General features: G+C 57.6%; 11 protein-coding genes. 2 read left to right on the plus strand and 9 right to left on the minus strand.

Features of this window, described 5'->3' with window-relative positions; translation table 11 throughout:
- Nucleotides 1-7 precede the first annotated feature (7 nt).
- Both ric and IPM59_08810 read left to right on the plus strand, forming a co-directional pair.
- Complete coding sequence (ric, locus tag IPM59_08805; protein MBK9215688.1) at nucleotides 8-745, plus strand: iron-sulfur cluster repair di-iron protein; 738 nt, start codon at nucleotides 8-10, stop codon at nucleotides 743-745.
- Between the two features lie 68 nt (nucleotides 746-813).
- Complete coding sequence (locus IPM59_08810) at nucleotides 814-1581, plus strand: YwiC-like family protein (GenBank protein MBK9215689.1); 768 nt, start codon at nucleotides 814-816, stop codon at nucleotides 1579-1581.
- Here the strand turns inward: IPM59_08810 and IPM59_08815 are convergent.
- The 9 genes from IPM59_08815 to IPM59_08855 are packed head-to-tail and all read right to left on the minus strand — an operon-like array spanning nucleotide 1578 to nucleotide 12742.
- On the minus strand, nucleotides 1578-2219 hold the full coding sequence (locus IPM59_08815; GenBank protein MBK9215690.1) for a molecular chaperone TorD family protein: 642 nt from the start codon (nucleotides 2217-2219) through the stop codon (nucleotides 1578-1580). The genes IPM59_08810 and IPM59_08815 overlap by 4 nt on opposite strands.
- Nucleotides 2216-2722 (minus strand): hypothetical protein, encoded by a 507-nt coding sequence (locus IPM59_08820; GenBank protein MBK9215691.1) that lies wholly within the window; start codon nucleotides 2720-2722, stop codon nucleotides 2216-2218. Before IPM59_08820 ends, IPM59_08815 begins: the two co-directional genes overlap by 4 nt.
- On the minus strand, nucleotides 2719-3534 hold the full coding sequence (locus tag IPM59_08825; protein ID MBK9215692.1) for a hypothetical protein: 816 nt from the start codon (nucleotides 3532-3534) through the stop codon (nucleotides 2719-2721). The genes IPM59_08820 and IPM59_08825 overlap by 4 nt, the downstream gene beginning before the upstream one ends.
- A gap of 53 nt (nucleotides 3535-3587) precedes the next feature.
- Nucleotides 3588-4409, minus strand: a complete 822-nt coding sequence (locus IPM59_08830; protein MBK9215693.1) for a hypothetical protein — start codon at nucleotides 4407-4409, stop codon at nucleotides 3588-3590.
- Nucleotides 4410-4446: 37 nt separating this feature from the next.
- A complete protein-coding gene (locus tag IPM59_08835) occupies nucleotides 4447-5589 on the minus strand; it encodes a dehydrogenase (GenBank protein ID MBK9215694.1) in 1143 nt (380 codons plus the stop codon).
- Nucleotides 5577-6065 (minus strand): hypothetical protein, encoded by a 489-nt coding sequence (locus IPM59_08840; GenBank protein MBK9215695.1) that lies wholly within the window; start codon nucleotides 6063-6065, stop codon nucleotides 5577-5579. Before IPM59_08840 ends, IPM59_08835 begins: the two co-directional genes overlap by 13 nt.
- Nucleotides 6066-6072: 7 nt before the next feature.
- Nucleotides 6073-9510, minus strand: a complete 3438-nt coding sequence (locus tag IPM59_08845; GenBank protein MBK9215696.1) for a molybdopterin-dependent oxidoreductase — start codon at nucleotides 9508-9510, stop codon at nucleotides 6073-6075.
- An 18-nt stretch (nucleotides 9511-9528) separates the two neighbouring features.
- Nucleotides 9529-11187: a c-type cytochrome gene (locus IPM59_08850; protein MBK9215697.1), complete on the minus strand. Its 1659-nt coding sequence runs from the start codon at nucleotides 11185-11187 to the stop codon at nucleotides 9529-9531.
- A 4-nt stretch (nucleotides 11188-11191) separates the two neighbouring features.
- Nucleotides 11192-12742, minus strand: a complete 1551-nt coding sequence (locus tag IPM59_08855; GenBank protein ID MBK9215698.1) for a cytochrome b N-terminal domain-containing protein — start codon at nucleotides 12740-12742, stop codon at nucleotides 11192-11194.

Raw genomic sequence — 12742 nt, forward strand, 5'->3', positions numbered from 1 at the left:
ACTTTTGATGCAAGACTTACATACAAAGACGGTTCGCGAGATCGCATTGGCGATGCCGATAACTACCCGCGTTTTTGAGGAATACAAGATAGACTATTGCTGCCACGGGCATACGAATTTTGAAGAGGCGTGCGTCAGCAAGGGCCTCGATCCCAAGGCTGTGCTCGACAAGATCGATGGTGTTGTCGGCCAGCTGGGCAACCAAGAGCTTGATTGGCTAACAACGGCCGCTCTCGCCGAGGTGATCGATTATATCGTCGATAAGCACCACCACTATACACGCGAAGAAATGACCCACTTGACGGCTCTGGCCAACAAGGTAGCGACGCGTCACGGCGATCATCTGCCGGCGCTGCTTGAGCTAAGAGACACATTTCAGGAGCTCTGCGACGAGCTCGGCCCGCACATGATGAAGGAAGAGCACGTGTTGTTCCCGTATATCGAAGAGATGGAATCGCGACGCGATAAGAATATGCCGCCGGCATTTCCACCGTTCGCGACCGTCCAGAATCCGGTCGGAATGATGATGATAGAGCATGAGTCGGCAGGCGAATTGCTCGAAAAGATGCGGAAGCTGACGGATGATTACACGCTGCCGGAATGGGCGTGCCCCAGCTTTACGGCACTGTATCATCGCATGGCAGAGCTTGAGGCCGACCTGCATCAGCATATTCATCTTGAGAATAACCTACTGTTCCCGAAGGCGATCGAGATGGAACAGGGCCTGCTCGCCGCCGCTGCGTAAGAGTTATGGCCGCGACCGCTACAGTTTCAAGGACTGCCCCCGCGCGCCGTGTAAAATTGAGGCAGATCGTGCTTCCAACCGAACACGGCTCGTGGGGATTTCTTTTTGAACCGATAGTTGCGGGCTTAGCGGTCGCCTTTTCCGCGGCAGGCCTTTGGATTGCGGTTGCGGTGATCGGGGCATTCCTCGCACGTCGCCCACTGCAGGTACTACTCACGGTGTGGCGACGCGGCGATCCGAACATGATCGCTCCTGTCGCAGCGAATTTTCTCACGTCTTTCTCTATTCTGATCGGCGGAGGCATCGTGGGGGCCGCCGTATCGGGCGGAGGGCAGTGCCTGATCCCACTGGCCGCGGTCCTGCCGCTGGCTCTCTTTCAACTTTGGTACGAGGCGGCACGGCCGGGAAGGCAGCTATTTGCTGAGTTATCGGGCGGCATCGTTATGGCCGCGACAGCCGCGTCAATGGCCCTTGCAGACGGCAAGGGCTGGACAGTGGCGGCCGGACTGTGGTTCATTTTCGCCGCACGCTTCCTGCCGTCGGTGCTTTACGTTAGAAACAGGCTGGCATTGGATAAAGGGAAGCCGATGTCGTTTGCCCTTCCGATCCTCAGTCATGTCGTCGCTTTGGGCGCCGCGGCCGCACTAGCAGGATCCGGCATCATCCCGCTCCTGCCGGTTGCGATGTTCATGCTTCTATTCCTGCGAGCTGCCATCGGCCTCTCACCGGTACGGAGAAAGGTCAAGGCGATGAGGATCGGCGTGTGGGAAGTAATCTACGGTGCGTTACTCGTCGCCGTGGTCATCATCGCCTATTCGTACACGATCGCGACCTAGACCGCGGCCCCGCATTCAAACATAGTTTCATCTTCATCTTCGGCCAGGACTGGTCGGGCCGCCTCGCGGAGTTTGCTCTTGTCCTTGTCAGGGCCGACTCGCTCGAACAGGCTCTTGCCCGCGCCCTCCAAATACTCGATGCCGGAACCACTTAGCAGAGAATCGAGTTTTTCAACGTATTTCGAGAGATGGTCGTCAATAAATGAGCGGGCGGCCTCGGCCGTGACCTCGGCATTCTCAGAGTCGCCGCATTCGCGAGCGTAGAGTTCCTTGAGGCACAAATAGCCCATAAATCCTGTCTCGACCGCAATGTGGTCGGGCACCTCTTCGGTTGACGTCTTGTATCCGAACGCATCGTAATAGGACGACAACTCTGACAACAGTTGACCCGGCTCAACCCAGCTTCGATAGCTCACTTCGCGGCCGGGGGCAGGCCCGCCGGGGCCGAAGACGGAGTGAAACAGGCCCTCGGTCGCCTCATCCTGAGCGGCCCTGGCCGCCGCCGCAAGGCGTTTATCATGCACCTGTTCGCCGAGCAGCGAGACCTGTCGAAACCAATCGCGTTTCGGGCAATCGAACAACAGGCTGAGCAATCGCCATTCCGCGGCCTCATTAAGTAATGTATCGGCGTCCTTCATTTCTGATCTCCTAATGTATTCGCAGTGTTGTCCTGTCCTGAACCGAGCCAGACGCGGTCGAGTAGTTCGCGTCGCTCGGCGTCGGACAGTACGGCATCCAGAAGAGGGTATAGATATTCACCTTCACGCTTATCATGGTGCCCCGACAGCCGAAGATAGAATGCCTCATGGCCGAGCAGCCTCAATACGGCAGGCTCGACGTCTGCGGCGTTTGTTAGATCTGCGGTGGCATCCTTGAGAACGGTGATGTGAGCACGCATCTTCTCATGCTCATCCAAAAAGAGCTTTGGGGCAGCGACGCCTGGGAATTCGCAACGCTCGGAATATAGCGGCAGCAGAATGCGTTCCTCATCCAACATATGGCGAACAAGGCCTACTTCGTATCGTTCAAGTTCTTTCACAGCCATCGCGTGGTCCATGCGCAGGAGGGCACGCTGATGCTCGAGGAATATTGAGTCGAGCTCATCGTGAACAGCCATGATGTCCGTGACCGTTGCTGTCATTTAAGCATCAGCGGGACCCATCCGGTGCGCATCTTTCGAGCACCGACCTCGCCATGGGCGGCCTCCCATACCGCAAATGCGGTCTGTGTTGGCGTCGCGGATGAGAACCCTGCCGGAACTGTTCGAGCGATGACGACAGCCCAGCCCGTTTTTGTCCGCACACCCTTTCCCTTAGATGTCGTTGCGGCGGCAGGCGTTAGCGTACCCGGCCCTTCGGCTATCATGTCCTCGACCGGCTGCTCGCGCGGGCCCGTGCGGTTATTGCCGAGAGCCCTTGCGGGAGCATAGCGTGCCCCAGCCTCGGCCAACGCCTGCGGATTACCTTCGAGTGGCTTTGCCTGCGAGGGGTAATGATCGATCTGGGCGTTAGGATAGACGCTCTTGATATCATCGGCTCGCCCTTCGACAATCGCTTGCCAGTCGGCCCTCCAGAATGCGATCTCGACACCTTTGCCGACCTCGCCCATTTGCGGTGCAGGAACATTGGCCTCGATCTTGGCCGGTATCTGAACAGCACAGCCGTCGAGGAAGTGTTTCGGCCCGGGAACGTCATTCTGCGTAGAATCGAGCCATTCCAACCGAAAAGCGATCTGCTGGCCATCGGTTATCGCCTTTACCTGAACCTCAGTAGTCGATACCTCAAGCAGTCTGGGATCGACGATGTCCTGCGGGATCATTTTCGACGCATGCAGCGAGACGTTATTCCAAAGCGAGGCATTCGGATCTAGGGTGATCTCTTTAACCTGAGCCACGTTGACCTCGGCGGTCGGCACTTGAACTCGGCGGCATCCGGCCGCAAATAGGATCGTCATTATTATTGCGATAGTTAACAGTCGCATATTATTTACAAACCTCCGTCGCGCCGCTAACGGCGCAGATCAGTCATCATCAAGCTCACCCATGCACTCCGCATCTTGCGCGAACCGACCTCGTCATGCGAGCCTTCCCAGACCGCGAACGCTATATTGATCGGTTTCGATGACGAAAACCCCTTTGGAGCCGGGCGCGAGAGCACAACCGCCCAGCCCGAAGCCGTCCTAATGCCGCGCCCTTTCGAGACGCTAATTGCCGCCGGCCGCAGGTCGGCCGGGCCCATTCCGATGAGATCTTCCACCGGCTCCGCGCGTGGGCCCGACCGTCCGGGTTGGACGGCGCGGGCGGGAGCCTCGCGGAGTCCGAACTCCGTTTGCGCGGCTGAGTTTTTATCGAGCGGCTTGGCCTTTGCGTTGTAGTGATCGATAGATGCATTCGGAAACAACGCCGAGATGCTGTCCTCACGCCCGTCGACGATCGCCTGCCAATCGGCTCGCCAGAATGTAATATCGACCGGCCGTGCGGGCTGACCCATCGCAACCACCGGTACCGAGGCCTCGGTCACCGCAGGCACTTGCATCGCACAGGCATCAACAAACGAACCGGATACCGGCCGGTCGTCCAGGGTCGCGTCCTGCCACTCAAGCCGGACTGCGATATTCGTCCCGTCGGACATACCGCGTACCTGTATCTCAGGCACCGAGGGGACAAGCAGTTTAGGTGTCACCAAGTCCTGAGGCACCATCTTAACGGTGGTCGATGCAGCGGAGTCCCAAACGGCCGCATTCGGATTCAGCGTGAGATCGCTGACGGGCATCAGGTAAAGCTTCGCCGACCCGATCGGATCACCCAACCAGGCCAGAAACAGACTCAAAACTAATAGGGCCGCAGGCCGCATTCAATATCTCCCGCTACGGGCAATTTGTGCGTGTGATCTGATAGACCTTGTCGTAAGCCGGGCGAATATGCACCGGTTCTTTGAACGGCACATTGACCAGTTCTTTACCGTTCTCATCCATTCCGATCGCTTTATCGCCCACGCGTTTCCATTTGCGCACGATACTCGCGGTCGAACCGAATAACCCGAGCAAGCTTGTTAGCTCTGGATCATTTGGTGCGTTTCTGTAAACCTCGACCGCCTTATCGACGCCCGGCCCAAACATCTGCTGCGTAAAATGCGTCGGCACATGCACGGGTGGGATGTAGTAAACATTTGGCTCGAGCCCGAATTGCGGAAACAGCGGCAGAGCAACCTTCTTGATGTGGACAAGATAGTCGAGTGGGTTATCTGCCTGCGCCTTGTCGGGTGTGTTGAGAAAACCGGCCATCCGAATCTTGCCGATGCAGTTCTCAAAGCACTGCGGCGACAGGCCCTCCTCGATCTTGGGGTAACACGCGATACACTTCTCTGACGTCGAAGTCATCGGATTAAAGAACACTTTCTTATAAGGACAGCCTCGGACGCATTCCTGATAACCTCGGCAACGGCCCTGATCGACGAGCACGATGCCGTCCTCCGGGCGTTTGTAGATCGAACCGCGAGGGCACGATGCGAGACACGCCGGATACGTGCAGTGATTACAGATGCGGGCCAGATAGTAGAACCAAGCCATGTCATGCGTGCCTTCGAGGCTCGCTCCGCCGTCAACGCCGCCTGAACAATCGTCTTCGCCAACATTTGGATACGAGTAATCCTCGTCGCTTGGCCGCCAGCCGAGAACGCGTTCGCCCGCGGGAGCATTCTCAAATATCGTGCTGCCCTCATAGACGTGTTTACCGTCCTTCTCGGTCCACTGCTGGCCGTCGAGCATCTGGAGCAGGTTGAGGTCCCACGCGAGCGGATAAAAGCCGTATGGTTTGGTCTCGACGTTGTTCCAGAGCATGTATTCCTGCCCCTTGCCGCTCGTCCAGGTGGTCTTGCAAGCCAGTGTGCAGGTCTGACACGCGATGCATTTATTCGTGTCGAAGACGGCGGCGAACTGCTTTTCAGGGCGACTCTCCGGATACCAGTAAGACATTTCACGGCCAAGCTGCCAGTTATTTACGCGTGCCATAGTTTATTCTCCAGTTTCGATGGTCTGTTTATTTGGGTTGCATTCTTATCGGCCCATTTTACCTGCCGCCCCTTGAAAATTGTTGCGATGAAAAGCACGGAGGATACGATCGCGAAGATCATCGCGATCGCGTAGAGTCGCTTAGGACGTTCGGCATCGGCCCGTCCGCGAATTAGGGCGACTAGGCCGAAGATCCCCGCAACAAGCGCCGTGACAGATGCGGCTGTCGCGCTTAACTTGTGGGCATTCAGAGCGTTAGCCCGCGGCCCGGCAGATGGCTCCGCCGCTAGCCCTGCGAACTCGCCGGTAAAGGCCACGGCGATGGCGACGGCGACGGTGACCAACACGACCTTGATCCCGAATCGCTGCGTTCGTGCCCGATTTCGCCACCAACCGGCGGCGAGAACCAGCGAACCGATCACCATGCCGATCGCGGGGTAATAATTGAGCAAGAGATGTAGTTTTAATGCGTCCATTTCTCGCCTATTTCTTCTTAATGAACTCGCCCGCGAGGTATTTCTTCATCGCGTCCGACTCGTTATCCGGCCGAATCCCGAGCTTCACGGGACGCCATAACAGCTCATCGCCGATGCCGCCCGGCTCGGCCTTTGTGATCTTCACAAATGATTCACGCGGGGCTCCGGTAGGGCAGTGGATATCGGCGGCAAAGCCCTTTCCGATCCCCTGTCCATACATTCCTTTGCGCACGAGTGAATCAGTCATCCATGTCGGCTTGAGCCAGCCGCGTGTTGCCGACTGGTGCGAACCGCAGCGGAACATTGCCTGATAGTTAGTTCGTGGATTCTTGGCAAGGCCGTCCTTGCGTTCCTTTTGCCCTTGGAATGAACCCGGCGTCGTGCCGTACATGTTGAACCACATCCGCGTCACGCCGCGGGGCGTGCCGGGATAGTATCTTGCCCGACACAAGAGTCGGGAGAATTCGTAGTTCTTCTTGTCCTTCTGCCAGCCGCGAAACGGCCGGTCCTCCGGATCGGCGTCGATCCAGACATAGTCGCCGTCATTCACACCGATCTCTCGCGCGTCCTGCGGGTTGATATCGACATAACCTTCGTTTACGAACGGCATTCGCTTGTCGTGTCGATAGATGTCGCCGAACGGGCCAAAAAGAATGGCGTTCATATCAGTATCGATAGGCATCGTATGGACGCCGTGGCGATACTTGGGCGTGTGGAAGATGAACTTGTAATCGTCCTTGATAAGCGGATGCGGTTTCGTCTTTGCCTCGGCCCAGGTATAGACGACGTTGCGCCCGCAACGCGTCTCGCACGAGAGATCGTCGCGCTTTACACCATAATCTTCAGGCTGCGCCGGCCGAAGGGCTTCGTGTGGCGCCGAAATAATGATGTTCGGCTCGTAGAATGTCGAATCGACAGGTTCACGATGGACCGGCAGATTCTCGCCCGCCTCGATGAACTCATCCTCTTCGCGGTACAGTTCAAGCCGGCCGCTCTTTGTATACCACGGCGTTGCGTCCACAAGCTGGTCGTAACCGACGTTCTTCGGCGTCGTTCGGCTCAACATGATCGAGGGAACTCCGTTGAGGGCCTTTTCGTGCAGTTCCTTGAAGTTGTAGCCCTTCGTGTTGGTCGAATTATCTAGTATTCGCTGAAGATAGACATCGGTTTGCCCCTCGCGGACAAACTTCCAGAGGTCATTGAACCGGTTGTCACCCGTTAGGTCTGCGAGTTTTGAAGCAACAGTAGCGAACACCTCGATGTCGCCCATTGTGTTGAAGATCCGTTCCATCGGCGTCTTTGGGAAGACGAGCAGGAATGGATTTGTCACTGACGCCGTCATATCGGGATGCTTCAACTCCGCCCAAGAATCGACGCCGAATACCACGTCCGCCCATTCGCACGACGTTGACCACCACCATTCATTCACGGCGATCATCTCGATGCGCGGCAGCGCGTTGACGACCATGTTGTAATGCCACTTGACGTTGCCGAGGATCGAATTTGCGTTTGCGAACCAGAGCGACTTCGTCGGACACGGCATATGTGTCTTTCCGGTCAGCAGCTTGTTGCCGACACGCAGCGGATGATCTTCGTGATTGTAATAATGCGCCGATTCGGCCTTCCAATACTGTTTGGGCCGCGCGGGTTTTGTCGGATCGAGCTCGATATCGAAGGGATTCTCGTTGATCCACTGTGCAGAGCCGTTGAACAGTGCTGTGCGGTAATTACCCGCGTACGAGCCGACGTTGCCGCCGATCTTCCCGACGTTGCCGGTGAGCGAAGCGAGCAGAAACACGTCGCGGTCCTTGTTGTCGCTGTTAAAGAACTGGTTCGGCCCCATGCCGAGCGCGAAGAGCGTAGTGCCAGGCTCTTTGGCAAAATGCCGGGCGAGTTTTTCGATAGCGGCAGCAGGTGCCCAGGTGAGCTCTTCGACAGTTTTCGGGTCGAAGTGCGAGGCGTATTCCTTGACGAGATCAAAGACCGGGCGGCATTTTACCTTGCTGCCATCGGCAAGTGTGACCTCAACGGAGCCTTCGAGTTGGGCCGTCGCGGCTTTCGAATTCTCACCGACGTCATCGCGGGTGAGCATCTGCGGCGTTCCGGTCTTCGTGTCCCAGATCACGTAATCGCCCCATTCGTTACGAAGTTTCTCCGGGACGACGTTCTTGATGTCTTGCTGTATCGGCGGAGGCTCTTTCTCGCCTTCCTTGACGATAAAGGTCTGCTTCAGCTCGGCCGGGCCGCCGCCGAATACCTCCGACGCTTTCAAGTACTTGAGCGTGTCCATCCTGACGAGGATCGGCATATCGGTCCAACGGCGGACGTAATCCTCGTCATACAGTTTTTCCTGCATTATTACGTTGGCGAACCCGAGTGCCACGGCGGGTGTCGTGCCGGGCCTGACAACGACGACCTCATCACCCTTTGTCGCCGTTGCTGAGTATTCACACGCGATCACGACTACTTTTGTGCCCTTCATTCTGGCCTCTGTCAGCCAGTGAGCGTCGGGCATTTTGGTAGTGATCCAGTTCATGCCCCAGACGACGACCGTTTTTGCCTGCTCGACGGAGTTTAGATCAAACTCGACCGTCTGCTGCCCCGTCACCATTGTGTGTCCGGGCGGCAGGTCGGTGTGCCACGAATAGTTGTCAAATCCTTTGGCTCCCATCGCCTGGTCGGGGCCGACACCGCGGATCTTGCTATCGAGCAGGGCCATCGAGTTTGCCATGCGATACATGCCAAAAACGCGAGTCATGCCCAGCAGCGGCATACCGCCGCGGAATTTCATCACTTGCGTGCCGATGCCTTGCGTCGCCGCGATGGTCTCTTCGTCGTAGTGCTGCTCCTTGAGTTTGCGCATGCCCTCGTCGCCGGTGTAGGTCTCGGCGATGTTCTTGAGCGCTGCGGCAACAATTACCGCGGCCTCATCATGCGACATTCGCACCCATTCGTCGCGGCCGCGGTTCATATAGCTCTCGCTCGGTTTTCCGTCCTTTCCTCTCGGGAAGCCGTCCTCATACCACTTCTTGAAGCCGGCCCGAACCATCGTGCCATTCACGCGGCGATCTCCGTAGAACCTACGCGTCAGCGCCAGCCCTTTCTGGCAGATGCGCGGGTCCCAGCGGTGTGACGTGCCGTTGCCGAGCAGGTCTTTGGCTTCACCGTATTTCATCGTCGGACCGATCCGCGTGATCACGCCCTGGCGAACATGCGCGTTGAGCAGGCAGTTATGCGTGTCGTTCGGCGCGCAAGTAAAGGTGTAGCGCGAGTCATACTTCCACAGATCGCGATACACCTTTTCCCAGTCGCGATTTGGGTAAACCGCGAGCGGATTGGTTATCGCATCGAGGCCCCATGCATCCGTTGCCGAGAGGGCAAGGGCACCAAAGCCGGCCGCGGTCATGCGTGCCATAAATTCGCGTCGGGATAATTCGTTTTTCATAACTTGTTCCTTTGTGACCTATTTCTTGAGCGATCTCAGATAAACAACAATGGCCTCTATTTCCACCTGTGTAAGAACCGGCCGTGTCGGCGAACCGTTTGCAAACCCCTGCATTACCGTGCCGCGTCGGCCGTTCGTTATCGTGCCGACCAGATAGGTATCTGTCACGGCGGTCAGAAATGCAGGATTGTTGAGTGCGGGGCCTTCGCCCCCAACACCTGCCTTGCCGTGACAGCCGGCACAGTTCGCCGAAAAGAGCCTTTCGCCGTTGGTTGCGTCGCCTGTTGCCCATATCTGCGGCTTAGTGTCGGGCACCGCCCGCTGGCCGCCGCCGAGGGCACGGATGTATGCGATCACCGAGCGGATCTCCTCGTCCTCCAGGCCATTCTCACGTTCGCCCCAAGCGAGCATCGGCCGGCCGGGCCGTCCGCCTTTGATTGACGCGAATAGAAAGTCGTCAGACGCGAGCGAGAGAAAATCCGGATTCGTGATCGATGGATTGGGCACCAGCCCCGGATATCTTGCTCCCGCGCCGTTTGCGGCGTGGCAAGCCGAACAGACCGCCGCGTAGATCGTCGGCCCGTCATTGGCAAACTCTCGTGCCCCGAAGCGCATGGCTTTTACGCGATCTTTGGGCAAGAACACATCCGGCAGTGTTCGCCGCCGCAGGCTCAGCGTATAGAGTGTCAGCAGGTCGATCTGGTCTTCATTGAGGCCGAGCACCGGCATCTGAGAACCGGCGACGGTCGATCCCGGTGAGCGGAAGTGTTGGGCGGTCCAGTTTGCGACCGACCGCTCGCCCGGTACGCGGGAGAAGTTAAGCTGGTTTGGATCCTTGAGGCCCGAGATCGACAAATTCACGCCCGCATCCCCGCCAAAACTGCCAACGGTGTGGCAGCCGGCGCATCCGACCGTGTTGAACTGCGCCTTGGCCTCGATGAGCTTCGGTGCTCCCATCGTCGTGTCAAGAAGGGTCTTCAGTGCGGCCTGATCCTCGGCGCCGATCTCGCGGAAAGAGTTTTTCCATGCGCCATCAGCTGCCTGCTGCATCTTTGTGACGTGGGCCGGATACCATTCGGCGTTGTAACCCTTCATTCCCACAAGTGAGAGATCCGGGCCCTCCATGCCGGTGATATCGCCGCCCGGCCGGATCGTTCCGCCTCGCCCATCGAGGCGATGGCAGGCGTAGCAATCGAGCCGCTCAAATGTTTTGCGGGCGATGTCGAGCGTTGGCAGGCTGGGCACGTTGAGCGGCGTGTGGCATGTGCCGCAGCTTGCGTAGGCGTATTTTGCCGGCAGCATCGGTTCGGTCCAGAAATGGACATTGCCGTGTGCGTCGTCCTTTTCGGTTGCCTGTCCCTGGCCGCCATGACAGGTCGTGCAGCCCATCTCCTGCGGCGAATGAACGACCGGCTTGTGAGCGGCGCCGACCTTTAGTGGAGATGTTATCTGTTCACCGGCAGCCATTCCCGTGTGACAGGTAACGCATCGGTCGGTGACCCTGAGGTTCGGGTTCACGATCTGCCTTAGGCGAACGTCAAGCGGCCCTTCAGCGGTGGTGGCTGTAGCCTGTATCCGGTGCCAGTCCTTGAGGAAGTTCTCGCTGAACGCAGCCGCGACGAGCAGCACAAAAACCCCGAGGCTTGAGATCATCAGTAGGTACTTGTTCTTATTCATCGCATCAATGCCCCGGCCACGACGAAGGCGACCAGAAGAAATCCCAATTCGGACCGCGGAAGTATGTGCCAATCACGGTCAGCACGATAAATCCGCACAGGAAGCACGTGAAGAGGGCCAATGCCCCCGCTCGCGTCGAGTTGTAACGTCTGATCGCCCAGAACGAGAATGCTGCGTAGATGGCCGTCAGCACCGTTCCGGGATTCACTAGAGTGATCACAAGCTGTGGAATGTCAGGAAACCACTCGCGGAGCCAGCCGAATTCTATAGCAAATGCTTCGACAAAGATCGACGATGCAAACCCGACGACCATCGACCATTTAACCAACCGCCATCCGCCAGGGCCACCGAACCATTCGCCGGTACCTTCTTTCTCACGGTCGAGGAACGGTATCAGTCCTAACCCGACCATGCACAGCATCGGTATTCCGATGCCACCCATGAATGCCGAGAACGAAACGATCTCCTGCAGGCCGAGGAAATACCACGGTGCCTTGGCTGGGTTCTCAGGCACGAGCGGATTGGCGAGCTCCTTTAACGGAGCATCGGAAACGAATGCCAGTGCGACACAGATCAGCACCGTCAACATCAGAACGCCCAACTCCGCAAAGAACAGATGCGGCATCGACGGCACGGTATTCTCAGGCCCGGAATCCACGGCGGGCGTTTTGCCTTTTACGATCGCCGCAAGCTGATATGTCTTCGCAGGCTCTTCTGTAAAGACCGGATAGTATTGCTTCTTGTCCTCGATGACACGCTGGTCGGCATCAGACGGCTTCGCAAGTCCACCGTCCTTGCGAATGCGCCAGAAATGAACGGCCATAAGCGCGGCGAGCGTCAGCGGCAGGATCATCACATGAAGCAGATAGAAGCGGATCAGGGCCTCTTCGCCTACGACCTCAGAGCCGAGCAGTATCTCCCGCTGCAGGCCGCCGATGTCAAAGAACTCGGTCATTCCCATTGCGTCCGTGATCTCACGCGGACTCTGAGCGATGTTCGCGCCGATCGTGATCGCCCAATATGCAAGCTGGTCCCACGGAAGCAGATAGCCGGTGAACGAAAGCGCCAGCGTTGTGACAAGCAGCCCCCAGCCGATGAACCAATTGAATTCGCGCGGATGGCGATACGCTGCGGTGTAAAACGCCCTCGCCATGTGCAATATCACGCCGATGACCATCACGTTTGCCGCCCAACGGTGAATGTTGCGCATGTAGCGGCCGGTCGGCACGATAAAGTGAATATCTTTGATCGATTGATATGCGACGTCCGTGTATGGCTTGTAATAGAACATCAGCAGCACGCCCGTGATCAGCGTGATGAGAAATGCCGCTGTCGTGATGATGCCGAGTCCGGCCGTCGTTGACCATCGCAGTGACCAGAGATGTGTCCTGACCGCGTGCAGGTGAAGAAAGACATTGCCGAAAACGAAAGTCGATCTCGATCGATCGGTTGTCGGCGTGCCGCCCCGGAACATCGCCCGGCGAACCTCGCGCGGTATCGCCTTGAGGTTGTTCCAAAATTCACCAAGTGCGGAATAGCCTTGTTCAGCCTGCAT

Origin of the sequence: Chloracidobacterium sp. (assembly GCA_016715795.1) — a bacterium.
GTDB lineage: Bacteria > Acidobacteriota > Blastocatellia > Pyrinomonadales > Pyrinomonadaceae > OLB17.